Here is a 26068-nt window from a genome sequence, read left to right on the forward strand (position 1 = left end):
GCTGCTCATAGACTGGCTATTATAAAGAAGCAGGACGACGCTCTAATACTTCATCGATCAGACCATATTCTTTGGCTTCTTTAGCATCTAACCAATAATCACGCTCGACGTCTTTTTCAATTTTGTCTACTGGCTGACCCGTACGCTCAGCCAAAATCTCGTTTAAGCGCGCACGAGTTTTTAGGATTTCACGTGCATTGATTTCGATATCTGTTGCTTGTCCTTGCGCGCCGCCTGAAGGTTGATGAATCATGACGCGAGCATTGGCTAGGGCATAGCGTTTGCCTTTTTCACCAGCAGCCAGCAGGAATGAGCCCATGCTATACGCACCGCCCATACAGATGGTTGATACTTCAGGTTTGATAAAGTTCATCGTATCAAAAATGGCCAAACCAGCACTGACCGAGCCGCCTGGTGAGTTGATATATAAATGAATGTCTTTATCAGGGTTTTCGGCTTCCAAAAATAGCAGCTGCGCCACAATAAGATTGGCCATATGGTCTTCGACTTGACCGGTCAAAAAGATAACGCGCTCACGTAGTAGACGCGAGAAAATATCAAACGAGCGTTCGCCGCGAGCTGATTGCTCAACTACCATAGGAACTAATGCTGCTTGGGTTGCGCTTTGACTATACTGTGCGCTCTGGGCAGTAGTGTGTGCGCTCATCAGCATATCAAAATGCGGGTTGGCAGTGATGCGATCATAATCTGTCATAAAAATATCCTGTTTATAAAGATAGAAGATAAAAAGTAGAAAATCGTTAAATTTTTATTGGTGTTTATCATTGTAAACATTGTCGGTTTATAATAAAACCTATTACGCTAAATGAGACGGGTATCGCATCAATAGTTGATAAATAGCGGTAATAAAGGCTATTAGCTTAAAATAATTGAGCCAATGGTAACTTTTTTATCAGAGTAATAGTAACTTTTTAATGTGACAAATGATAAATGACTTCCTATTAATAGGGCGTTTGTGCCCACTTATCAAGGGTGCTGTCTATAATCTATCCATAAAGATAGCATATAAGCCCCCAATAAAAATGCCCTAACAAATTTGTCAGGGCATTTTTAGAGCAATCTTAGCAGTCAGTACCAGTTAATGGCAAAGAGCTAGCTAGATTACATCGCTTGCTGCTGTTGTTGCTGAGCAGCTAGCAAGTCTTGGTAGCTCACTTCTTTATCAGTTACTTTACCTTGCTCGATTAGATAATCAACCACTTGGTCTTCTAGTACCACAGACTCAATGTTAGCGCGCTGCTGCTTATCAGTGGTGTAATACTCGATTACCTCGCTTGGATCTTCGTAGTTTTCAGCCGCTTCTTTGATGAATGTCTCAACGCGTGCTTGATCTACTTCTAAGCCTTTGGTATCGATAACACGAGCAACGATGATGCCAAGACGGGCAGCACGTAGCGCTTGCTCTTCAAATAGCTCATTTGGTAGCATGTCTTTATCGAAGCTTTCAGCATTAGAGCCGAACTGCTGAGAAAAACGTTGCATCATCATGTTGCGTTGACGCTCGATTTCTTGCTCTAGCATAGCGTTTGGTACGTCAAACTCATTCTTTTCTAGCAATGCGTCAAAAGTCGCTTGCTTAACTTGGCTACGCGCAGCGTTTTTGATTTCGCGTTCCATATTTTTGCGTACGTCGTCTTTTAGTTTTTCAACGCCGCCTTCTTTTACGCCGAATAGCTCTAGGAACGCATCGTCGATTTCAGGTAGCTTAGATTTTTCAACCAGTTTTACGTTGATTTTGAACTGAGCTTCTTTACCCGCTAGGTTTTCAGCTTGGTAATCTTCTGGGAAAGTCACTTCGATGATTTTTTCTTCGCCAGCTTTCATGCCTTTGATACCCGCTTCAAAGCCAGGAATCATTTGGTTGCTACCGATAACCAATTTGAAGTCTTCAGCAGAGCCGCCTTCGAATTTTTCGCCGTCGATAGAACCTTCAAAGTCAAAAGTCACTTGGTTGTCTTTCGCAGCCATGCCTTTTTTCTCAACGAATTCTTCACGTTGCTTTTGTAGGTTTTCGATCATGGTGTCAACGTCAGCTTCATCAACCTTGGCAGTATGACGCTCAACTTCGATCTCATCAATACCTTGTACGTCTACTTCTGGGAAGATTTCAACAGTCGCTTGATAAACCAAGAAATCATCTTCAAGTTTTACGTCGTCGATGTTAGGCATGCCAACAGCGCGGATGTCTTCAGATTTGATCGCTTCAAAAACAGTATCACGGATCACATCGTTGATAACTTCTTGTTGAATGCCAGCACCGTACTGAGAGCGGATGTGTGACATAGGGACGTTACCTTTACGGAAACCGTCAATCTTGGCAGTTTTCGCTACTTGGCGAATACGGCCTTCAACTTTGTTTTGAATCTTTTCAACGGGTACTTTAACCGTTAACTGAGTTTCTTTGTTAGATAGCTTGTTGGTTGTGACTTGTAAATCTGTAGCCATGATCATTACACCTTTAGGATTAAATAATAGACAACCATGCCTCAAAATACGGGCGTTTACGACTGGTTGCCGTTGGAATAAATAGGGGATAGTGATAGCAAGTCATTCTCAAATCAATGCCTTTAGCAATCGCTGCTGGCTCTGAAAAACGACATATTTAATCTTAGTCGATACTATCAAATATCAATAATAAACCGTCAATAGGTCGCATAATAACGCTTTTTGGCGAATAATACAGACAATTAACGGCTTTCAACAAAATTTTAAAAGTAGAACAGTATAATCTATCTGTTTATTAAAGTAAAAATTATCTGTTTTGTCGTCTACGCGGTATCAATTTACTATATCAGTGATCTCATTTAAAGTACGTCTTATATGTCTGCGCCTGATTGACTGGTCGAGGATTAAATGGCATCAAATTGGATAACTACAAGAGATAAACGTCTTATGAAGGCAATTGCGCCAATAACTGCTTAATCGCCTGACCGCGATGGCTGATGCTATTTTTATCCGCAGCGCTGAGGCTTGCCGCCGTCGCGTGCAGCTCTGGTAACCAGAACAGTGGATCATAACCAAAGCCACCATCACCATGTAGCAACTCTAAAATCTCACCGTGCCATAAACCCTGCGCGATAATCGGTAGCGGATCATCAGCATGGCGCACCATTGCTAGTACGCAAACGAACATGCCCTTAATAGCAGTATCAGGCTGTGCTGCGCGGATAGGCTGCAAGTCAGCGATAAGCTTTTCATTATTCTTACTATCGTTACCATGCTCACCGGCATAGCGCGCCGAAAAAATACCGGGTGCATTACCCAGTACTGGCACACAAAGTCCAGAATCGTCGGCAATCGCAGGCAATCCACTAATACGGCTAGCATGACGGGCTTTTATAATGGCATTCTCGATAAAACTCAAGCCATCTTCAATTGCATCGTCGATATCGAGCTGACCTTGAGGGACAATCGTCACATCCAAATCTGCTTCTGCAAATAGTCTTGTGAACTCAGCAAGCTTGCCTTTATTATTGCTGGCGAGTACCCATTGCTTGTAAGATGTAGATTGGGTCAAGGGTCGCGATGTACTGGTAGCACTCATAGTTGATATTCCGTCATGTAATTAAGTCTAAATAAAAAAGAGGGTGATTCATATTAAGGTGCTATTTTTATAATTTTTTTGTTTGCTGTTCGCAAGCAATACTGATTGCGCTTTGCATAACATTTGGTAACTGGTATTTGTCGCCACTATTGCTATAATAGCTGCCAAGCTACAGTGAATTATATCTTATAGCTTGTGAATATTTGGTTAATAAAGGCTGACAAAGTCAAGTGTTTGGCTTTTGAGCCAAGAGCAAGAAAAGAATAATAGTTAATTTTGGATTCATAATAATACGTGATACTGTGTTCAGCAATACAATGTATTAATCGATAAAATTCATTTTAAACAATAAACTCAGCCAATTTAGCCAGCTATTTTATAGGGTTTTTTGCGTGTTAAAAATAGCGTAAAATTCAGTTTCCATAAAATAACAGTTAAAACAGCAAGGATAAAATAACTATGTCAAAGATTACTTTACCAGACCTACCATATGCAAAAGATGCTTTAGAGCCGCACATCAGTGCTGAAACTTTAGAGTTCCATCATGATAAGCATCACAATGCATACGTGACTAAGCTTAATGAATTGCTACCAGGTTCTGGTCTAGAAGACAAAACGTTGTCAGAAATCATCATAGCAACGGCTAAAGATGACAGCAAGCAAGGTATGTTTAACCAAGCAGCCCAAGTATGGAACCACACGTTCTATTGGAACTGCATGACGCCAACAAACGGCGGCGGCGAACCTACTGGTGACTTGAAAGCGAAAATCGAAGAAGATTTCGGTAGCTATGACAAGTTCCGTGAAGAGTTCAAAAATGCAGCATTGACTCAGTTTGGTTCAGGTTGGGCATGGTTAGTGGCTGATAAAGTCGGTGGCAAATTGTCTATCGCCAAAACTGCTAACGCTGACACGCCACTTGCACATGACCAAATCGCGGTATTAACTTGTGATGTATGGGAACATGCTTACTACATCGATTATCGTAACCGTCGTCCTGACTATGTTGACACGTTCCTAGACAAGCTAGTGAACTGGGACTACGCAAACGCAAAATATAAAGGTCAAGACGCTGGTGTTGAAGAGTAATCTTTAACCACTAGGTATTTGATTTGAAAAAGGACGCTGAGAGGCGTCCTTTTTTTTGTTTATATGAGCTGTTAATTAGCTTTAGAGAGTAATAAAGCAGTTTATTGAAATTAAATTTCTAAGTTGTTTAAAAGAAAATTCTTAACTAGAATATCGAAGCCATCCTCATTACCTGTAATTTTCTGATAATTAGATTGAGCTGCTTTTTTATTAGATTTAATATATTCGATAGCAGCTTCCTTGAGTTCAGGGATTGATGAGAAGTTTGATACCCTTAATGATTTAGCTTCATTTGCTCCATTATCAGCAGCTTTGGATATATGAGCTATAATCAAAAATGCTTGTCTTCCAGATAAGAATGAGGATAAGTGCTCATCAACATCGTATATGTTTCTTGAGAAATAATTTGCTTCATCATAAGTGAATGACCCTGCTTTTTTACAAGCTTCTTTGAGATAGATTTTTACTATTTCTGGATGACTATTCATATGTACAATAAAACTAATACTAAAAATGTTTTTTTGAAACAACTCTATTAATGGAGATTTAAATTTAGCAAGCATAAAATCTTCACCACAAGCTTGTAGGATAGAGCTCAAAACTTTGGATGGGTGAGAGAATTTTGAATCTTTATATGATATATCTACATTTTTTATTCTCTCAGAGATGACTGACCTTAATCTATCATAAGTAGTTGTTTCTAAATTTAATAAAAGTGAGCCATTAGCTGATATGAGTCTCAGTATAAGATTTGAGCATTTTGAGTCTGAGCATTTTGAATCTATTACATATTTTATTATAGAGGATGACGATTCGTTATTTTTTAAATATGCAAGTCCAGTCAAAAAGAAGGCAGCATTTGTCTTAACCTGCGGACTGCTACTCAGATATTTATCTAAAAGTTTGTTAATAAGGTAGGGGTAAGTCTCATTATGAAGATTTGATATTTCTCTTTTCACGATAGCAGATGTTTTCGTTATATTTGTAGATGGGAAAAAATATTTATCATCTAGACGAGCAAGTATATTATCTACAAGCTGAGTAGTAGTGAGAATTGGTTTGGATAAAAAGCGATTTATAGATTCATAGAATACGAATCTAGCTTCTTCTGCTGAAGCGCTATGACCAGAAGGGTGTGCTGATTTATTTCTTAATTGTCGGATAATATCAAGGAAGTTAGTATCAAGTGTAGGAAGTAATGAATTTGAAGAGAGCTGTTCAATTAAAAAATTTTCATACACATCTTGCTCATTCATTTTGTTCTGAGCCTCGTCATGTATCTTTTTCGCTTTCTTATTTACTTTACCGAGTTCCCCAAGCTTTTTAACGATATCATCAAAAAGAGCCAAATATGTTAATACAATACAAGCTCTATATGCATTAGCCATATAACAAGACATAGCTTCTTTCATGTAATCTTTAACTTGATTATCTTCGATGCTACTTATCAATTCTTCCATATCGTGTAAATGGGGCATTTCTCGTTATTCCTTCTACTAATGTTTCAACTATATGTTATTAATTTATTGTTGTGCTAGTAACGCTACAACACCTCAAACCCAAACTTACCCAACGCCTCACGCAACATCGCAATATTATAATAAGCATGCGCATTGACGGTGTTTTGAAAGAAGATATATAGCGTATCAAAATGCTGACTCTGATTGGCAATTGCTTGCGCCCAATACTGCATTTCCGCCTCCCTGTAGCGATAATCATGACGGTCAGCGGCACTCATCGCATCCCACCAGTTTAGATTGTTACCATGCATCCGTAGATAGCCAGTTCGCTCGGTAAATATCAATCGTGACGGTGGTAGACCGCTGACTTTGGGGTAATCGACGCTACACCAAATCAAGCCTTGTTTAACAAAACTATCAACCACTTGCGGGGTATGCCAGCCATTATGGCGAAACTCAACGGCTAGTGGATAATCTTGAAACCAACTGACAAGGTTTGCCAGATATAGACGATGCTCGCGGGTACGGTCAAAGCCGTGTGGGAATTGCAGTAGTAGTGGCGCGAGAGCGTTGGCTTCGATAAGTGGCGTGAGGGCAGTAAGAAATGCTTGGGCGTGTTCGGCTGTGCCTTTACGCGCATGGGTAAAGTCTTGATGCAGTTTGACGGCGAACTTCAACTCACTGTCTGCTTGCACATAGGCTTTATCGACCATACCAGCAAAGGCTTTTTGTCCAATAGGTGCGTAAAAAGTACTATTAATCTCAACTGCGCCGTATTGTTTGGCGTATTCACGTAAAAAGTCCGTTTTTTTGGTACCCGTTGGATACAGCGTACTGAGTAAATCGGTATCGCTATAACCGCCAGTACCGAGGTAAATACGCGGAGTAGGGGCACTATCCATGTTGATCACCCTTTGCTGTTTTTAATGATTAAAATATTGGGCTTGTTGTTTCTAAGCTTATTCCTTATTTAGCTATTTCTTACGTGCCCAAAGCCATTCGATAAGTGCCATCAGCGCATCAGTGTCTGAGCTGTCGTCAAGCTCACGAGAAATGGCTGCACGCCCGTCATCAAATAGTGATTGCGCATAGCTTGTCGCATTATTGACACCCATCAATTTTACATAGGTAGATTTGTCTAATTTTTCATCGCTGCCAGCAGGTTTGCCAAGGGTATCAGTAGAGGTAGTTACGTCTAAAATATCGTCTTGAACCTGAAAGGCGAGACCAATATGCTGTGCACACTCTTGTAGAGCCATGCGCTGCGGAGCCGTCGCGCCAGCACAGATACCGCCCATCAACATCGCCGCTTCAATTAATGCGCCGGTTTTATCACGGTGAATGGCTTCTAAATCATCTTGTGTGATGTCGTTACTGGCTTCAGCATTCAGATCGAGCATTTGACCCGATACCATGCGCCGTGCACGCGGGGTAAAGATAGCAAATAACTGACTTGCGATAGCTGAATCAAAAGGTGCAAAGGTTGGCAGCTCCGCAGTCAATACTTCAAAGGCTAGCGTCTGTAATACGTCACCTGCGAGCAGGGCGGTTGATTCTTCAAAGACAATATGAGCAGTTGGCTGACCACGGCGCAGCTCGTCATCGTCCATACATGGCAAGTCATCATGCACCAGCGAATAAGTATGCAGCAGCTCCACCGCCAACGCTGCACGGCGGCACATATCATAATCTGAGTCGTTTTCTAACAAAGATGCCAAGGCATTGTCTTTATCGGCGATTGTGTCATTATGGCTATAAGTGCTGGAAAAAGCGCTGGCAACCAGTAGTGGACGTACCAATTTCCCTGTACCTGTCATTACATAGCGGCAAGCGTCAAGCAGCGGGCTTGGCAGCTCAGCGTAATCAAATAACACTTCGATATCTTTGGCTAATTGCGCGCGCACCTCATGGTGAAACTGCTCTGTGCTATTAAAAGGGATAAAGCTAATAGGAGCAACGCTCGACGTAGAAGAAACAGACATAACCCAACCTTCTATCAGGTGAATAATAAAAATATCGTTAGTGTAACATGATAGATTATATTCCTTATGCCACATGCATAATCCCTAATGTATTTTTTAAAGTTGTATATTAAAAATAGAAGGTTTGATATCAAAAACAGAAAGCTTAATATGAAAAGCGGCATGAAATAATGCAACAAGCCCTCGTTACGCATTGGCGATTTAACTTAGTGGTTAAATATGTTTTGATAAGAGGCTGCATTTAAAGGTTAATCACCACGGTCTAATTCCAGTATACAAACAATCACTTAAGGCAGATTGCTAGTCAGGTAAAGGGCTGCTGTGGATTTAAGAGTGACTTGCGAGTATGGTATTAGCTTGTGACAGTCGGGGGCATAATCCCCTACACTAATTGGCGTGAAATTGGTCTAGCGATTGATAACTGAGGTTTTACACCATTTATCAATCGAAAAACGACTATAAAACCAAATCTCAGTCAATAGTTACAATAGTAGTAATATAATATAAGTACATAGAACACCAGTACATAGCTATAAAGGTACAGGCATAAGCGCTGAATAATAAAGACATCGGCACTGTTTAATCTGACTAACTTTTATCCCCATTATCACGATGACGTCATCATTGTTGATTATGATAAAAGGGCAGGTTAACGGTGCTATTACCCATTTTTCTAACAATAACTGGCTATGTACTTCAATTTTAAAACTTTTAATTTTAAAACGTAGCTTTCGTTATATAGCAAGGAGTTCCAAATGGTATACCAAGGAAATCGCATTACGGTGACAATGCTAGAGGATGGCATCGCCAACATGCAATACAACGCCGAAAATGAGAGCGTGAACAAGTTTGACACTGAGACCAATAAGCAGTTTGCTGAAGTTGTTAATGCGTTAGAAAAAGCGGATGACGTTAAAGGCTTAATCGTCACGTCAAGCAAAGGCGTCTTTATTGCTGGTGCGGATATCACAGAGTTTGTGGCTTCTTTTAAGCAATCAGAAGAAGAAATCAAAGATTGGGTTATTAATATCAATGACGCCTTCAATCGCTTTGAAGATTTGCCTTTCCCGAAAGTAGCTGCTATCAATGGCGCAGCGCTTGGCGGTGGTTGTGAGATGACCTTAGTTTGTGAATACCGCGTCATGAGCGACAAAGCCATCATCGGTTTACCAGAAACTCAATTGGGTATCTTCCCAGGCTTTGGTGGTACGGTTCGTAGTACGCGTGTGATTGGTATTGATAATGCGCTTGAGCTGATTGCAACTGGTACACCAAAGAAAGCACTCGATGCACTAAAACTAGGCTTGGTTGATGCGACTGTTGCTGCTGATGACTTGCAAGATGCTGCCATTGATTTGGTCAAAAAATGTATCTCAGGTGAGCTTGATTGGCAAGCGAAACGAGAAGAAAAGCTCGTTCCTGTTAAGCTAAATCAGCTTGAACAAGCGATGGCATTTAACAGTGCAAAAGGTATGATCTTTGCCAAAGCCAATCCTAAGCAATATCCTGCGCCAGCATTAGCTATCGCTGCTATCGAAAAACACGTTAACTTACCACGTGATAAAGCGATTGAAGTAGAAGCGGCAGGTTTTGCAAAAGCGGCGAAAACCCCACAAGCAGAAAGCTTGGTTGGTTTATTCTTAAGCGACCAATTGGTTAAAAAGTTAGCCAAACAGCACAGCAAAAAAGCACATGAAATCAATGAAGCCGCTGTATTGGGCGCTGGTATCATGGGCGGCGGTATTGCTTATCAAGCAGCCAGCAAAGGCTTGCCAATCATTATGAAAGATATCAAGTCTGAGCAATTAGACCTTGGTATGGGTGAAGCCAGCAAATTACTTGGCAAAATGGTCGATCGCGGCAAAATGACCCCAGCAAAAATGGGCGAAACGTTAAGTCGTATCCGTCCAACGCTAAACTATGGCGATTTTGCTGAAACTGATATCGTCATCGAAGCAGTCGTAGAAAATCCAAACGTGAAGCGTGCGGTTCTTAAAGAAGTAGAAGGTCTAGTAAAAGACGATTGTATCCTAGCGTCAAACACTTCAACGATTTCTATTACTTTCTTAGCTGAAGCGCTTGAGCGTCCAGAAAACTTCGTTGGTATGCATTTTTTCAACCCAGTAAACCGTATGCCGCTAGTAGAAGTTATTCGCGGTGAGAAGTCATCTGAAGAAGCTATTTCAACGACCGTTGCTTTGGCCACAAAAATGGGCAAAGTGCCTGTCGTCGTGAATGACTGCCCAGGTTTCTTGGTAAACCGTGTATTGTTCCCATACTTTGGTGCCTTTGATTTGCTACTTAAGCAAGGTGCTGATTTTGCTCATGTCGATAAAGTCATGGAAAAATTCGGCTGGCCGATGGGTCCTGCCTATCTAATCGACGTCGTTGGTTTGGATACTGGCGTACACGGCGCAGAAGTGATGGCAGAAGGTTTCCCTGACCGCATGAAGCCTGATTATAAAGGCGCTATCGAGCATTTATATGAAAACAAACGCCTAGGTCAGAAAAACGGCGTTGGTTTCTATAAGTATGAAATGGACAAACGCGGCAAGCCTAAAAAAGTTGCTGATGAAGCGACTTATGAGTTATTAAAAACCACGACTGATAGCGACAAACAAACGTTTGAAGATCAAGCGATTATCGACCGCACCATGCTGGCTTTCTGTAATGAAACTGTACGTTGCCTAGAAGACAATATCGTCAGCACGCCGTCAGAAGCAGATATGGCGATGATTATGGGCGTTGGTTTCCCGCCATTCCGCGGTGGTCCTTGCCGTTATATTGACCAAATGGGTCTAGATAACTACTTGGCACTGTGTGAAAAATACGCATACCTTGGCAAAGCCTATGAAGCCCCGCAAAAGATTCGCGATATGGCAGTAGCAGGCGAGACCTTTTACGCTACCGCGTAATAGGTAGTCATTACTAGGATGAAGTGCGGTACACATGCTCGATAAGATGATTGGTAATTTATTTATTATCAATAACCTTCTAAATTAGATAGGCGAGCATTACGGTACTGCCACTGACAATAAAAATTGAAAAGGAAGATAGTATGACAATTTTAAGTCCAAAAGACGTGGTCATCGTAGATGGCGTACGCTCAGCAATGGGTAAAACCAAAAACGGTATGTTCCGTCATGTCCGCGCTGATAGCATGTCTGCTGAATTGGTACGTGCATTGGTTGAGCGTAATGATTTTGACCCACGTGACGTCGAAGACATCATCTGGGGCTGTGTTAATCAGACACTAGAGCAAGGTTTAAACATCGGTCGTAACATCGGTCTGCTGGCTGGTATTCCAAAGACTGCTGGCGGTCAAACCGTTAACCGTCTATGCGGTTCATCTATGCAGGCGCTACATACTGCTGCGGCTCAGATCATGACCAACCAAGGTGATGTATTCATCATCGGTGGTGTAGAGCACATGGGTCACGTCGGTATGATGCATGGCGTTGATCTTAACCCTGAAGCGTCAAAGCATTATGCTAAAGCCTCAAACATGATGGGCTTGACTGCTGAAATGCTTGGTCGTATGAATAACATCACCCGTGAAGAGCAAGATGCCTTTGGTCTTGAGTCACATCGCCGTGCATGGGCTGCTACCACTGAAGGTCGTTTTGACAATGAAATCATCGGTATCGAAGGTCATGACGAAGTAGGTCGCTTGCAACTATGTACTGTCGATGAAGTGATTCGTCCTGATGCGACGATGGAGCAAATGCAAAAGCTACGTCCAGCCTTTGATCCAGTAGGCGGTACGGTAACTGCTGCTACCTCATCTGCATTATCTGATGGTGCGTCAGCAATGCTAATTATGAGCGCGCAAAAAGCCAAAGAACTAGGTCTAAAGCCACGTGCTCGCATTCGTAGCATGGCAATTGCTGGTTGTGATGCCGCTATCATGGGTTATGGTCCAGTACCTGCGACGCAAAAAGCACTTAAACGTGCTGGCATGAGCATTGATGATATGCAAACCATCGAGCTAAACGAAGCGTTCGCAGCGCAAGGCTTATCAGTATTAAAAGCATTGAACCTGACTGATAAGCAAGACATCGTCAACATCAATGGTGGCGCAATTGCGCTAGGACATCCACTAGGCTGTTCTGGTGCTCGTATCACGGTTACTTTGCTAAATGCTATGGAGCAATCAGATACTGAAATCGGTCTAGCAACGATGTGCATCGGTCTTGGTCAAGGTATCGCCACTATTATTGAGCGTGTTTAAGCCTATAGTATTGCAATAATTTTAAAATAGTTAAGCGCTCTAATCTGAACCCCTAGTTATCATAACTGGGGGTTTTTGTATTTATGAATCATAGTGGTTTACTTAGAATAAAAAGGTCATAAGTTGTTACTATCGCTTATCTCCATTGACGCATTCGCTAAACTGTGACTAAATAAGAGAGTAATTAATTATTATAATTTTAAGTCTGATATTCATTCTAAATCAGTTTAGAGCCATCAGCTTTAGCCGTACAAGGAGTGTACTATGTCCACCATGATTACTGATCGTACCTACCGTATTGACCGTGAAAATACCCAAGCGATGATAATCGACGTCCAAGAACGTCTGACTCCGCATATCTATGATCATGAAAATATTCTCAAAAAAATAACGACTTTGATTAAAGGTCTGCAAGCGCTTGACGTTCCCATTATGCTTAATGAGCAATATAAAAAGGGCTTAGGCGAGACATTGCCTGAAATTTGTGAGTTATTAGAAGGCGATAATGCTAAAGGTTTTGAAAAAGTCACCTTTAGTGCCTGCGACAATGACGATTCATGGAATCATCTTGCACAGCAGAATCGAAGCATCATTTTATTATTCGGTGTAGAAGCACATGTCTGCGTGCTACAAACCGCACTTGATTTGCTAGATAATGGTATGCAGCCGGTTATTATTGGTGATGCCGTCGGTTCGCGTTTTCCGTATGATAAAAAGCAAGCAATTCGCCGTATTCGCCGTGCTGGTGGGGTGATTACCACGGTTGAAACCATTCTGTTTGAGCTTTGCCGTAGTAGCAAAGACCCTGCGTTTAAAACCATTAGTAACTTGATTAAATAGTCTTTTTACTCGATTTAAAATAAAATAGCGCTTACTAACATAAGCGCTATTTTATTTTTATGGTAACGCTAATTAACGATAGGTTAGCGTCTTCTTTTATAGCGTTTATAAAATGTATAATAATTGCTTATACGTAAAGGTAGAATGAAGCGCTATACCTTAGTAGAAAAATTAAGAGAAAAATTATGTCATCAGCTAATTCCATGTCATTCACTAACCCAACGCTTGCCTCAAACATTGATATAGATCATGTCACTCATTATCTGTTAGAGCTTGATGCGCTTAAACGGGTAAATCGCCGCAGTTACGTGACGGGTACGACTCGTCTAGAAAACTCTGCCGAACATTCTTGGCATCTCGCTATGGCATGTTGGTCAATCGCTGAATTGTTTGAACTTGATGTCAATCATGAAAAGTTACTAAAGCTGGCGCTAGTACATGACTTAGGCGAGATTGATGCCGGTGATACTTTTTTATATGCCGATACACGCACTGATGCGCATCTTGAAGAACGCGCTGGCATTGCGCGCTTACAAGCTGAACGTGGTAATGGCATTAAAGACTTAAATGAGATTTGGGAAGAGCAGGAAACTGGCAGCAGCAAAGAAACCCAGCTGCTGAAAGTGGTTGATCGCTTGTTGCCATTTTTGCTTAATTTAAATACCAACGGAAAAACGTGGCTTGAGGGTAATGTTACGCGCTCGCAAGTAGCTGGCGCGCATGCCTTTATTAAAGACAGCTTTCCGAGTATTTATGAGTGGCAGGCACGGCAGATTGAATTTGCCACCGTGCAGGGCTGGTTGATTGATGGTTAAATTTATAGCAGTATCGCATTACTAAAAGCGTGTCTTTTTTATTTTGAACGGACTATGTTTTAAACGGACCATCGTGTGCGATAAAGAAAATGCTATTTAAAATGTTATTTATTACTACCAGCATCTGTGGTTTGCTGGACGATTTTTTCTACTTGCATAAAATTTGTATGCCGCACATCTTTGCCGCTGGTGCAAAAAATAACCAGCTCAGCAATGTTTTTAGCATGATCGCCCACACGTTCTAGGGCGCGCAATACCCAAAGTATATTCATCACTCTGGACACGTGGCGGCTGTCTTCCATAATATAGGTCAGCAAGGCTCGAGTGGCAGATTGATACTCTTCATTGACCGCCACATCACTTTGCAATACCGAAAATGCCTGCTGAGGATTCATATGCGAGAAGGCGTCAATCGCATCAAGTAGCATCACGTGCACCTTATTGGATAAATGCTGAACCTCTGAATATCCTCTTGGAGAAGCGCCGTCTTTAATTAATTTGCAGGCCATACGAGCGATTTTTTCGGCTTCATCACCCACACGTTCAAAGTCAACAATACCTTTGCTAACCGCCATCACTAAACGCAAGTCATTTGCTGCGGGTTGGCGCTTGGTGACTAACAAAATGATTTGCTCATCGATTTTAATATCTAGCTGATTAATCAGCTGGTCGTCTGCAATCACTTTTTTCGCGGTCGCTTCATCTGCAGCTATCAAAGCGCGGGTTGCAACCATGACTTGCTCTGCTGCCATGTAACCCATTTGCATAAACAGCTCAATCACATCATGTAAGTCATTATCAAAACCCTTTGATAAATGTTTTTGCGTTATAAGCATGGCGGCTTCCTTATTCTTGTAGATTTAAATAGGATATAAGCATAAAAAATACATCTATAGTCAATCCACTACAAATCAAACACAGTGCTACTGGGATAAGTTTTGCGCCGCCTCTGTCTGCGTAGGCACAGCAAGCAAGAAAAATTTATCCTAGTAGCGCGTTATAATATTTGTACTTATTGTATTTAAGACTGACTATATTTATACAAACTGTTTTAACCATAGCGACCAGTAATATAGTCTTCAGTCGCCTTTTGAGCGGGGTTGGTAAATATCTGATCCGTCTCACCCATCTCTACCATATCGCCCAGATACATATAAGCGGTATAGTCAGAGACGCGTGCCGCTTGCTGCATATTGTGGGTAACGATAGCAATCGTATAGTCGTTTTTTAAATCGGTAATGAGCTCTTCAATCGCGCCTGTCGAGATAGGGTCGAGCGCTGAGGTTGGCTCATCTAGGAGCAATACTTCAGGTTTTGTCGCCACACCGCGAGCGATACAAAGACGTTGTTGTTGACCACCGGATAACGACAATCCTGATGCACGAAGTTTGTCTTTTACCTCAAGCCATAAAGCCGCCTTTTTGAGTGCCCATTCGACACGATTATCCATCTCAGCTTTGCTTAGCTTCTCGTAGAGGCGTACGCCAAATGCCACGTTGTCATAGATGGACATTGGAAATGGCGTCGGTTTTTGAAAGACCATGCCGACTTGTGCGCGTAGCAAGTTCACATCGATGTCTTTGCCCAAGATATTTTTGCCATCGAGGTTGATATTACCTTCTGCACGCATACCGGGATATAGATCATACATACGATTAAACGTACGTAATAGTGTGGATTTACCGCAACCTGAAGGCCCGATAAAGGCAGTCACTTTTTTGTCTGGAATATCAATATTAATATTTTTTAGCGCTTGAAAGTCACCATAATAGAAATTGAGATCTCGAATACTTATCTTGGCAGGCGGCATATGCTGAGGGATATCTGCTACTGTTTGCTGAGTCAAAAAGGCACTGTCAGGCTGCTGCCCTTGATGCTTCTGACTTCCTTGATCTATATTGGAAAATGATTGACCAAATAAACCACGTTGGCTGACGTTTTGCTTATTCTCTTGCTTAACCGCTTTTCTTTCTAGTAAGTCTGTCATCATCATATCCAATTATTTTAGAATGTTGTCAATATAGGTGCTGAACATAAGTGCTAAACGTGCGCTATAAATTGGCTGCTTAGTCAATTCTTAAATCAGCTATCTTGTATGATCTTTACCGCCAATAAAGCGCGCGAGAATATTGACTATCAGTACTGTCATGGTAATCAGTAATGCTGCCGCCCATGCCAATGCATGCCAGTTGTCATAAGGGCTCATCGCAAACTGATAAATAGTGTTCGGTAAGTTTGCCATCGGTTGGCTCATATCGGTGCTGAAATACTGATTGTTTAACGCAGTAAATAGTAACGGCGCGGTCTCGCCAGTGATACGGGCAAATGCCAATAGCACCCCTGTAGTCAGACCTGCTTTAGCCGCTTTAAGCGTGACCGTGCTGATCAGCTTCCACTTTGGCGTACCGAGTGCATACGCCGCTTCACGTAAAGTATTTGGTACCAGATTGAGCATATTCTCAGTGGTGCGCACGACAATTGGAATCACAATCAAAGCAAGCGCAACTGCACCAGCCCAGCCGGAGAAGCTTTGACCTTTCACCATCAATGCATAAACAAAAAGACCAATCACGATAGAGGGCGCTGACAGCAAGATATCGTTTAAAAAGCGAGTAACTTTACCCAACAAGCTGCCTTGTGAGAACTCCGCTAAATAGATGCCCGCCATCATTCCAACCGGCGTACCAATAGCGAGACCTAACAAGGCGATCATCAATGAACCAATAATAGCATTACGTAAACCGCCGTCGCCCATAGGCGGTGGTGTATCTGCCATAAATACCGGCATCTCGATTAACCCTTGAAAACCCTCAACAAAAAGCGTCAGCAAAATCCATGTCAGCCAGAACAAACCAAAAGCGATGGCTGAGATGGCAAAACCAAGCCCCAATCTATTGATCAGGCGACGCTTATGATATAAACGCTTGTTGTAGCGTTCTTCAAAGCGTGAAGTCGGCTGGCTGGTTTGGTCGTTATCAGTCGTGACAGTCGCTAAAGTCATTAGGCGTTTGTCCTTTGTTGGTCGAAGGATTGGGTTAAGTGGTTGATTAACATGCTTGCTTTATAACAAGATATTGGCGCTACTTAGTGACCGGCTTTTTGGTCGATACGCATAAGCATTAGCTTAGAGATGGACAAGACAATAAAGGTAATAACAAATAGGATTAAACCCAAATGTAATAGGGATGCCAAATGCAATTCACTTGATGCTTCGGCAAATTCATTGGCGAGTGCAGAGGTAATCGTTACCCCAGAGGTAAACAGACTTGGGCTGATATTAAAGGCATTACCGATTAAGAAAGTCACAGCCATCGTCTCGCCCAATGCGCGTCCAAGCCCTAAAATCACACCACCGACCACGCCAGCTTTAGTATAAGGTAAGATGATTTTGAACATCACTTCCCACGTCGTCGCACCCATGCCATACGCAGATTCTTTTAATAAATCAGGTACCACAGAAAAAACATCCCGCATGGTGGCGGCAATAAAAGGAATAATCATAATTGCTAGTACCAAGGAGGCGGTAAACATACCAAGCCCCATCGGTGCACCAGTGAATACTTGCCCGATAATAGGCAGAGGACCGATGTTTTCAATCAACCATGGCTGAATGTGTTCGCTAAAATACGGCGCAAAGACAAACAAACCCCACATGCCATAGATAATAGAAGGAATACCTGCCAACAGCTCAATGGCGATGCCCAATGGCTTTTTTAAGAAGTTAGGGCACAGTTCGGTCAAAAAGATAGCAATACCAAAGCTCACTGGCACAGCAATAGCGATTGCAATAAGGGAGGTGACAATCGTACCGTAAATAGGTGCAAGTGCCCCATATTGATCGTTCACTGTATCCCAGTTATTGCTGGTATAAAATCCCAGTCCAAATTCAGTGATACTGGGCCAAGCGCCCACGATTAATGAGAGCAGGATGCCACCAAGTGACAATAGCACCAAGATTGCAAATGCTTTAGTCGCATTGACAAAGATAGCATCGTAACGTTTTTGTTTAGCCAGTTGGGACCTTAAATCATTCATAAGTGTCTCAGCGTTGAATAGAATCAAGTCAAAATAGTAAAAGAGGTTTTATCACAACAAACTTAAAAAAATCTTTAAATTTTCTGTGATAAAACCTCTCAAACCCCTACCGGAGAATAGTGGTTTGAGAGGTTGGCTCGACAGTGATTATGCAATCACTAGGATAAACAGGTTACTGTGCAGGCTTATAGACAGGTTGACCGTCGCTGCCTTTGACCTCACTCCATTTTGCTTTGAATAAGGCGACTGCAGTATCAGAGAACGGTACGTAATCAAGCGCCATAGCGTCGTCATCACCTTGCGCATAAGCCCAGTCAAAGAACTTCAATACACCAGCGACTTGTTTGGCATCTTGTGGCTGCTTATGTACTAAGATAAAAGTGGCCGCGGCGATTGGCCAAGCTTGTGCTGTTTCAGAGTTGGTAATGACTTTATAAAAGCCTTCTTGCTGTGACCAATCGATGTCACCTGCTGCTGCAAAGGTTTTGGCAGAAGGTTGTACGACATTGCCCGCAGCATTTTTCAGGGCAACGTGTGCCATACCGTTTTGCTTAGCGTAAGCATATTCAACATAGCCGATAGAGTTTTTCATACGCGTGACATAGCTCGACACACCTTCATTACCTTTACCACCCGCACCAGTAGCCGACGTTGGCCATTTGACGGTCTTATCGACGCCTACACTGTCATTCCAATCGCTTGACACTTTGGCTAGATAATCAGTGAAATTAAAGGTTGTACCAGAGCCATCTGAGCGAAACACCGTGGTAATGGCAGCGTCTGGTAATTTAAGTTCAGGATTCATAGCCGCGATTGCAGGGTCGTTCCATTTACTGATTTTACCCAGATAAATATCAGCAAGCATTTTGCCATCGAGCTTTAACTGACCGGGCTCAATACCATCGATATTAACAATAGGTACCACGCCACCGATGACGCTTGGGAACTGTATCAAGCCGGCTTCGTTTAACTCTTCTGGTGTCATCGGCGCATCAGATGCCCCAAAATCTACGGTCTTAGCAACGATTTGTTTGATACCACCTGATGAGCCAATAGACTGATAGTTCACTTGACCACCTGTGGCTTTATTGTAGGCATCTGACCACTTAGCATAGATAGGCTGTGGAAAAGAAGCACCAGCACCGGTAATACTCATCGATGCACTTTCAGCTGAGCTAGCACTAGCGTCGCTACTCACAGCAGTGTTTGATGGTGCTGTTGTGGCTGCTTCGTCGGTTTTATCGCTCTCGTTGTTGCTAGTCGTTTGGTTACAAGCGGCTAATGTCAAAGTGCTAGCGATTGCTACTGCCATGAATGAATAACGCATTATTTCTCCTAAAATTAATCAATTTTGAGTATCAAGCATTTATAAATAACAATGACAATGGTTTTCTGGGGTTTGCTGAAATGATGCTCTGCGGTTAATAAGGAGATTGTGCCAAATAAATATGACAGTTTGATGACATAAAGCCTTACTATCACAAAAAACGACTGAAAAAAGACAGTGTTAAAAAAACATAAGAAAGGAGTGGGCACAAAAAAAGCATAGGCAGTATTCTGATTACTGTCTATGCTCATTTTTTTTCAATATTACTTATTACACAAGTTTTTTACTTAGATAAATGGTATTAGGTTTTAGCGCTACCCAACAGTTGCCCCATTTGAACGATTGAGCCATGCTGCATGGTATCTTGCCAATCCGTTTTTGCTGCTTTTGGCAGTACTACAATTGCGGTTGAACCTAAATAAAAACGACCAAGCTCGTCACCTTTTTTAAAGCTCATATCATGGTCTGCTTCTTGAATATCATCGGTACGGCTAATTTTACCCGTCGCTACTGTCTCAATCCCAGCGACAATCATCGCACCGACCATCACTACTGCCGCTTTACCATAGGCGGTATCAAACAGACAGACAAGGCGCTCGTTACGAGCAAACAAATCCGGCACATTAGCAGCCGTGGTGTTATTGACCGAAAATAGTGTACCAGGTACATAGCGGGTCTTGGTTAATATACCGTCAAATGGCATATGCACACGGTGATAGTTGCTTGGGGCAAGATAAACCGTGGCAAAACTGCCGTCAGCAAAATAGTCACCATCTGCGCTATCAGCCAAGAGCTGACCGATATCATAGTCACGACCTTTTGCTTGCAGTAGCTTATGGTCATGAATCTGCCCAAGCTGCGAAATCATGCCATCCGCAGGACTAACAATACCATTGATACTGGCATCGATAATACGGGCATTGTCTTGGAGCTCACGAGTAAAGAAATCATTAAAGCTCTCATAAGCGTTTAGGCTTTGACGCTCATATTCATCTAAGCTAACATTATAAGCTTTGGCAAAACTGCGGATAAACGTACGCTTAACCCAAGGGTGGCGGCTGGCAGCTAAGCGCCCAGCGACTTTACTGATTTTTTGCTGCGGGACAAATTGCTGTAAGGTAGTAAATACATTCATAATAGATGACCAAATTAGGGATTAAAAATAGTTATTAAAATAAGAAGTTGTAATAAAAAATCATAGATAGGCAGTTTTATAGCTAGATTTATTTATAAACATAATCATAAGTACATACACAGATAATTGTATTTTATCATGGTCCGCAGCAGACTGTATGACCATAATCGTTAAAGGAAGTAAGCAATGAGATCTCTTATTCAGCGAGTCAAATATGCCAGCGTCAGCGTTGATGGGCAGGAGGTTGGTGCTATTGAGCAAGGTGTGCTGGCCTATATCGGCTTGGGACACGATGATAATCTACAAAGTGCGCAGCGGATGATTGATAAAATCCTCACCTATCGTATTTTTGACAATGATGATGATCCAGCCAAATACGGCAAACTCGATAAAAATGTCCAGCAAGTCGGTGGTGGGCTATTATTGATCTCACAATTTACTCTGATGGCAAAGACGGATAAAGGTCGCCGCCCTGACTTTGGTAGCGCAATGGCACCTGATATGGCTCAAGCTTTATTTGCACAATTGGTTGATTATGCAAAGACGCAGTATTTAACGGTTGCAACGGGTCAGTTTGGCGCTGATATGCAAGTGTTGAGTGTCAATGATGGACCATTAAACTTTTTATTAGAAGTGCATTAAGTCATTAGCATGGCTACTAAGTATTATAAATTTAAGAGTAAATGTCATTAAGCTGTCATAATTAAGCCCTTTAATGAAGAAACGCTTATCTGCGTTTGTTACTGCTTTTATAAACGCTATTTTGTCCTCTAACATTAAGAATATATTAAGAATACATTATGTCTAAAGAGCAAATTTTGATTGTTGAAGATGAAGATGCCATTCGTGAAATGGTCGTCATGACCCTAGAGATGGCGGGCTTTGATAGTTTGCAGGCAGCGGATGTGTCAGAGGCGCACCAACAAGTGGTCGATCATCGTCCAGCGCTGATTTTATTGGACTGGATGTTACCCGGTGATAAAAGTGGTATCGATTTTTGCCGTATGCTAAAAAGCGATACGCTGCTCGCCGAGATACCGGTTATTATGTTGACCGCCAAAAGTGAAGAAGACAGTAAAGTGCATGGTCTTGACGCAGGCGCTGATGATTATATGACAAAGCCTTTCTCGACCCGTGAGCTTATCTCAAGAATCAAAGCGGTATTGCGACGTAGTAACGCGCTAAGCGGCGACAAACCTATCAATATAGGCAGGCTAACTTTAGATGCCAAAAGCCAACGCTTTATGGTGGGTGATGATATTATCGATATGGGTCCGACAGAATATCGCTTATTGGCGTTTTTTATGAGCCATCCTGAGCGCGCTTATACTCGTGCCCAGCTGCTCGATCAAGTATGGGGCGGTAACGTCTACATCGAAGATAGAACCATTGATGTTCACGTAAAGCGTTTGCGCACATTACTACGTCCACATGATTGTGATACATTGATACAAACGGTACGCGGTACAGGTTATAGATTTTCTAGCCGTATCGAAAAAGGTTAATCGCTAGCAATATGAATATTGTATAGTGTCACCTTTTAATAGTGTCGCCTTTTATCGAGAACGGCCAATAGTAGAAAAATTATAAAAAATAATGGATAAATAAAAATGCCTATCCAAGATAATGAGCAAGGTGCCACAAATCAACTTAAAAAAATCAGAAGTGCTTTACGAGCATTACGTGATGCTGTAATTTTGCTCAATGACGATGATGGACTTGAATGGTGGAACCAAGCGGCACAGGATTTATTATTGTTGCAATCCTCAGATAAAGGCAGGCGTATTTTTGACTTCATTCAAGTGCCTGAATTTATTAAGTATTATCAGGAGGCAACGACGCTTAATACTGATGCCGATGCCGATGAGAGTGTGCATATCGTCTCTTGGCAAGACCCAAACCGCTATCTAAAGTGTGAGCTGACGCCATTTGGCGATGAAAAACTACTGATCATTTATGATGTGACCCGCTTGCAGCATTTAGAAGCGATGCGCCGCGACTTTGTGGCCAATGTCTCGCATGAGCTACGTACACCATTGACGGTCTTGATGGGATATCTGGAGAATTTCTCTGATCAGCCAGATATGCCTGCGAATTGGCGTCGCGGTTTTGAGCTGATGACTCAGCAAACGGCACGCATGAATAGGGTGGTCAATGACTTATTGCTACTGTCTCGTATCGAAATCGAAGAAACCCATGCGTTTAATGAAATCGATATGACCAAGCTGCTCACTCATGTCTATGATGATGCACAGGCGTATAATCAAGAATATAAGCATACGATTCACTTGCATATTGATACCTATGACGGACTATATGGCTCAGAGATGTACCTAAATAGCGCACTGTCCAATCTAGTGATTAACGCGATTAAATACACACCAAAAGGTGGCAATATCTCTATTAGTTGGACTAAGACTGCTGAGGGCTGCCGATTTGCTGTTGAAGATAATGGTATCGGTATCGCACCAAAGCATCTTGCCCGTTTAACTGAGCGTTTTTATCGCGTTGACAGCGGGCGCAGCCGAGCAACAGGTGGGACGGGGCTTGGACTGGCGATTGTAAAACATGTCTTATATCAGCACGAAGCGAGCTTGCAAATTGAGTCAGTAGAAGGCATTGGCTCGACATTTAGTGCCGTGTTTCCAAATAACCATGTACGATCTGCCGCAATGAATTAATGCTTGATACACTTTAATCCTTTTGCAAAAGTGGATAAGGGTTTACCGCACTACTATTAATATAAATTCCATAATGAACATGCGGCGGTGTGCCTTTAGCATTGCCGCTATCACCCACGTAACCAATGGTATCACCGGCATTTACCCAGTCATTGGGAGAAATGTCAGCATAGTCTTCCAAATGCGCATAATAGTGTCCTGCGCCGCCTGGTCCCACTATCATAACGACGCGACCGCCTAACGCATTTTCGCCTACCTTGCTGATGATACCTTGGGTCGTCGCTTGTATCGGCGTGCCGCGCGCTGCAAAAATATCAATCCCTTCATGTGAGCGACCTTGACTACGAGCAGCGCCCCATGTATCAGTCAGATGCTGCCTGGGTAGCGGATTTGGCAGGCTATTCTCTGTTGGTAGCGGATGTTGCAATAGGCTAAGCTGCTGCCATTTTGATATGAAAAATGATTGAGTTTGTTGGCTGATACTTGGTAGTAATCTGTCAAATACGAATAATAGCATCAGCAATACTGCGGCCTTGATAAGTACGCTAATTGCGCGGCTGATAAACATAGGATTTGGTTGTTCGTGATTGCCATCTGGTCGCATCGACATCTCTTTGTCTTATTATTGCTTTCAATAATATTATATAGATATTACCTTTGGCTCTTCGTATAGCATTGTTATATCTGACTTTTATCCCCATAAATGAAAAGCTACTGAATCTAATTGCATCTATTATGTAGTTGGTTCTGAATAAAAGAAGTACAAATGTTATCAATCACTACTGGGGTTAATTTTTCTTGCTTGCTGTGCCTACGCAGACAGAGGCTGCGAATAATTAACCCCAGTAGTGTTTTGCTGTTTTAAAAGTAGATTAATTATAATGCTCCTTTTAAACGAGCAAAATTGTCTGTCATTTATGTCCAACTTGCTATGGTTAAATTTTTATGGCTGCTGCTTTTAATATGGTCGATACTGCGCTGATTATCGATACCGAAACCGATCAAGGTCGTGATCCACGTCCTATCCAAGTGGCAACGATTAACGTAGCTACGGGCTTTGAGTGGATGAAATACTTTAATAGTGGGCGCTCGATATCGCCAGTTGTGATTAGAGTCCATGGCATTACCGATGACGATGTAGCAGGGCTTGAGCGGTTTGAGCTTGAGCAGTTTGAGTTACCTGAGTATCTTATTGGGCATAATGTACGCTTTGATTGGCGGGTGATTGGTAGTCCTTCCGCTAAGCTAATTTGCACCGTTAGGCTGGCGCGCGTCGCGTTTCCTGAATGGAGCGCCTATGGTCAGTCCAAGTGTATCGAGCAGTTATTGGGCAAGGGTGAGGCTAGTAGGATGACGATTGCCGCTCATGATGCGCTCGGTGATGCTCGTATGTGTTATCTGCTGTATCAGGCTTGCTGCGAGCGCTTAGCGATTGCACCAACTGATTTTGCAGCAGCGCATGCTATTGCCAATAAAGCCAATCCAGTTAGTAAAATGCCCTTTGGTAAATATAAAGGTATGCCTATTAAAGACGTCCCTATTAGCTATATTAAATGGATGCTTGGTAACATCCATAATATGCAGCCGTCGCTTTATTCTGCATTGACCAAACGCATCAAGGCAGAAGCGGCAGCAAACGCAAAAGAATCAATAGACGAATCCGTAATTAAATAGGCTCTGAAGTCTATTGATTATGTAACCAATCAACTGCCATTTGCCATAGCTTAGGCGCTTTAGCATTGGTTCTGCTGCTAAAATAACGCATATGACCGATGCTACTAACACCAAAATCTTTGGGATCTAAAAAGCGTTTTTCTACTGGCATTTTGGTAAAAACGCGAATCATATCATCCATATTTTTGCTATTGGCAATCTCATCATCACTAAACCCTAGCCATAATGCTGGCATATCGATCTCATCATAAAAATGCGTGTGTATACTTTTCCCAAAAGCAGTCTTGATATAACCTGCGCCATTACACCACTCACGCCATTGACGAGCGACGCCGCGCGGCAGCGGCTCGCCCATGCCGATTTTATCCGATGGCGTATAGCCTAACGTCAAATTAGTGAGAGGAATAAATGCCTCCATAAAACCTATGGCCTTAAGCTTATAAGGCATGTCCATGTTTTTGATGCGACCCGATGAGCAGGCGACATTAAATACTGAAGCAATAGACTGGGAATTTGGCATCAAACCAATGAGCTGACCGCCAGCGCTATGACCAATCAAATGATAAGTGGCATCGGTAAATTCATCTTGCAAGGCATCAAGGACGGCTGGCATGTCGTGGCGACCCCAGCTGATTAAAGATGCATCACATTTTGCCAAGTCAGTTGAGAGTGACTCACCGATACCTTCATTATCGAATGTCAGTATGCCAAAGCCATGCTCGGCTAAGTGAGTGGCAAAGTTATGATAAAACTGACGTTTGATACCTGTTGCTGGTGCTATCATGACGGCTTTTTTTACAGGCGTTTTGGGACGATAGACAGTCGCTGCCAATGCCTGATTGCGATCGGTCATAATGCTTAATGAATAAGCCTCTGTTTGAGTAATAGTAGGGCTGTTTTCCATGGTTGAACCTTATTATATTGTTATCGTTTTTATGAATGAGCTTTGCTAGTAAATATAGAGTGTTAATTTGCAATAAGCTGCCAATGTGTAGCCTTAAAAATGTAGTAATTGCGTAGTGATAAATGGTTGCGACCGCGTGATAGCATTGCTTATGTTAAAATAAATCTCAGTAGGGAAGGCGCTCAAATATGACTTCTAAGTTCTATCTCAATTTATCTTGCATGATATGATCCATTAAGACTGGACTGAATAACTATCTTGACTATTCAGCATGCACGGATAAAAAACGCTTTAACAAACAAGTTCTTAATAAAAACAATTGATATAAAA

23 protein-coding genes are annotated in these 26068 nt (G+C 42.2%); 9 read left to right on the plus strand and 14 right to left on the minus strand.

Annotated features, from left to right (window positions below):
* Positions 1-19: 19 nt before the first annotated feature.
* The 3 genes from clpP to rdgB form a co-directional block, all read right to left on the minus strand.
* A complete protein-coding gene (clpP, locus tag OEG80_RS01370; protein ID WP_188018952.1) occupies positions 20-667 on the minus strand; it encodes an ATP-dependent Clp endopeptidase proteolytic subunit ClpP in 648 nt (215 codons plus the stop codon).
* A gap of 455 nt (positions 668-1122) precedes the next feature.
* A complete protein-coding gene (gene tig / locus OEG80_RS01375; RefSeq protein WP_194621088.1) occupies positions 1123-2466 on the minus strand; it encodes a trigger factor in 1344 nt (447 codons plus the stop codon).
* Between the two features lie 445 nt (positions 2467-2911).
* Positions 2912-3565 carry an RdgB/HAM1 family non-canonical purine NTP pyrophosphatase gene (rdgB, locus tag OEG80_RS01380; protein WP_263241390.1) on the minus strand — a complete coding sequence of 218 codons (654 nt, stop codon included), beginning with the start codon at positions 3563-3565 and terminating at the stop codon, positions 2912-2914.
* Positions 3566-4024: 459 nt separating this feature from the next.
* On the opposite strand from rdgB, the gene OEG80_RS01385 reads away from it, so the two are divergent.
* Positions 4025-4654 carry a superoxide dismutase gene (locus OEG80_RS01385; RefSeq protein WP_011514541.1) on the plus strand — a complete coding sequence of 210 codons (630 nt, stop codon included), beginning with the start codon at positions 4025-4027 and terminating at the stop codon, positions 4652-4654.
* Between the two features lie 110 nt (positions 4655-4764).
* Here the strand turns inward: OEG80_RS01385 and OEG80_RS01390 are convergent, their stop codons facing one another.
* The 3 genes from OEG80_RS01390 to OEG80_RS01400 form a co-directional block, all read right to left on the minus strand.
* Positions 4765-6132, minus strand: coding sequence for a hypothetical protein (locus tag OEG80_RS01390; RefSeq protein ID WP_263241391.1), 1368 nt, complete (start codon positions 6130-6132; stop codon positions 4765-4767).
* A 65-nt stretch (positions 6133-6197) separates the two neighbouring features.
* Positions 6198-7016, minus strand: a complete 819-nt coding sequence (locus OEG80_RS01395) for a DUF72 domain-containing protein (RefSeq protein ID WP_263241393.1) — start codon at positions 7014-7016, stop codon at positions 6198-6200.
* Between the two features lie 72 nt (positions 7017-7088).
* Complete coding sequence (locus tag OEG80_RS01400; RefSeq protein WP_263241395.1) at positions 7089-8096, minus strand: polyprenyl synthetase family protein; 1008 nt, start codon at positions 8094-8096, stop codon at positions 7089-7091.
* Positions 8097-8851: 755 nt separating this feature from the next.
* Between OEG80_RS01400 and fadB the strand changes: the two genes are divergently transcribed.
* From fadB to OEG80_RS01420, 4 genes are all read left to right on the plus strand, one after another.
* The gene (fadB, locus tag OEG80_RS01405; protein WP_263241396.1) at positions 8852-11011 is read left to right on the plus strand and encodes a fatty acid oxidation complex subunit alpha FadB; all 2160 of its coding nucleotides are present in this window, start codon (positions 8852-8854) and stop codon (positions 11009-11011) included.
* A 143-nt stretch (positions 11012-11154) separates the two neighbouring features.
* Positions 11155-12327 carry an acetyl-CoA C-acyltransferase FadA gene (fadA, locus tag OEG80_RS01410; RefSeq protein ID WP_149493219.1) on the plus strand — a complete coding sequence of 391 codons (1173 nt, stop codon included), beginning with the start codon at positions 11155-11157 and terminating at the stop codon, positions 12325-12327.
* A 264-nt stretch (positions 12328-12591) separates the two neighbouring features.
* Positions 12592-13167, plus strand: coding sequence for an isochorismatase family protein (locus OEG80_RS01415; RefSeq protein WP_011514535.1), 576 nt, complete (start codon positions 12592-12594; stop codon positions 13165-13167).
* Positions 13168-13352: 185 nt separating this feature from the next.
* Complete coding sequence (locus tag OEG80_RS01420) at positions 13353-13982, plus strand: HD domain-containing protein (RefSeq protein WP_263241399.1); 630 nt, start codon at positions 13353-13355, stop codon at positions 13980-13982.
* A 104-nt stretch (positions 13983-14086) separates the two neighbouring features.
* Here the strand turns inward: OEG80_RS01420 and phoU are convergent, their stop codons facing one another.
* From phoU to asd, 6 genes are all read right to left on the minus strand, one after another.
* The gene (gene phoU / locus OEG80_RS01425) at positions 14087-14818 is read right to left on the minus strand and encodes a phosphate signaling complex protein PhoU (RefSeq protein WP_011514533.1); all 732 of its coding nucleotides are present in this window, start codon (positions 14816-14818) and stop codon (positions 14087-14089) included.
* A gap of 215 nt (positions 14819-15033) precedes the next feature.
* Positions 15034-15969: a phosphate ABC transporter ATP-binding protein PstB gene (pstB, locus tag OEG80_RS01430; protein ID WP_442792444.1), complete on the minus strand. Its 936-nt coding sequence runs from the start codon at positions 15967-15969 to the stop codon at positions 15034-15036.
* Between the two features lie 99 nt (positions 15970-16068).
* Positions 16069-16983 (minus strand): phosphate ABC transporter permease PstA, encoded by a 915-nt coding sequence (gene pstA / locus OEG80_RS01435; RefSeq protein ID WP_011514531.1) that lies wholly within the window; start codon positions 16981-16983, stop codon positions 16069-16071.
* A gap of 83 nt (positions 16984-17066) precedes the next feature.
* On the minus strand, positions 17067-18017 hold the full coding sequence (pstC, locus tag OEG80_RS01440; RefSeq protein WP_011514530.1) for a phosphate ABC transporter permease subunit PstC: 951 nt from the start codon (positions 18015-18017) through the stop codon (positions 17067-17069).
* A gap of 172 nt (positions 18018-18189) precedes the next feature.
* Positions 18190-19344, minus strand: coding sequence for a phosphate ABC transporter substrate-binding protein PstS (gene pstS, locus OEG80_RS01445; RefSeq protein WP_149409984.1), 1155 nt, complete (start codon positions 19342-19344; stop codon positions 18190-18192).
* A gap of 301 nt (positions 19345-19645) precedes the next feature.
* Complete coding sequence (gene asd / locus OEG80_RS01450; RefSeq protein ID WP_263241401.1) at positions 19646-20479, minus strand: archaetidylserine decarboxylase; 834 nt, start codon at positions 20477-20479, stop codon at positions 19646-19648.
* Positions 20480-20665: 186 nt separating this feature from the next.
* Between asd and dtd the strand changes: the two genes are divergently transcribed.
* The 3 genes from dtd to phoR all read left to right on the plus strand — a co-directional run bounded on the left by dtd (position 20666) and on the right by phoR (position 23160).
* Positions 20666-21121, plus strand: coding sequence for a D-aminoacyl-tRNA deacylase (dtd, locus tag OEG80_RS01455; protein WP_263241402.1), 456 nt, complete (start codon positions 20666-20668; stop codon positions 21119-21121).
* Positions 21122-21279: 158 nt separating this feature from the next.
* Complete coding sequence (phoB, locus tag OEG80_RS01460; protein WP_011514526.1) at positions 21280-21984, plus strand: phosphate regulon transcriptional regulator PhoB; 705 nt, start codon at positions 21280-21282, stop codon at positions 21982-21984.
* Positions 21985-22089: 105 nt separating this feature from the next.
* Complete coding sequence (phoR, locus tag OEG80_RS01465) at positions 22090-23160, plus strand: phosphate regulon sensor histidine kinase PhoR (RefSeq protein WP_263241405.1); 1071 nt, start codon at positions 22090-22092, stop codon at positions 23158-23160.
* A gap of 13 nt (positions 23161-23173) precedes the next feature.
* Here the strand turns inward: phoR and OEG80_RS01470 are convergent, their stop codons facing one another.
* A complete protein-coding gene (locus tag OEG80_RS01470; protein WP_263242448.1) occupies positions 23174-23764 on the minus strand; it encodes a M23 family metallopeptidase in 591 nt (196 codons plus the stop codon).
* Positions 23765-24105: 341 nt separating this feature from the next.
* Here OEG80_RS01470 and OEG80_RS01475 point away from each other — a divergent pair, with 341 nt between their 5' ends.
* Entirely contained in the window at positions 24106-24834 is a 729-nt protein-coding gene (locus tag OEG80_RS01475) for a putative quorum-sensing-regulated virulence factor (protein ID WP_263241406.1), read from the plus strand.
* 10 nt (positions 24835-24844) lie between these two features.
* Here OEG80_RS01475 and OEG80_RS01480 read toward each other — a convergent pair whose 3' ends face one another.
* Entirely contained in the window at positions 24845-25738 is an 894-nt protein-coding gene (locus tag OEG80_RS01480) for an alpha/beta hydrolase family protein (RefSeq protein WP_263241407.1), read from the minus strand.
* Positions 25739-26068 lie beyond the last annotated feature (330 nt).

This window comes from Psychrobacter sp. SC65A.3, from assembly GCF_025642195.1.
Classification (GTDB): Bacteria; Pseudomonadota; Gammaproteobacteria; order Pseudomonadales; family Moraxellaceae; genus Psychrobacter; species Psychrobacter cryohalolentis.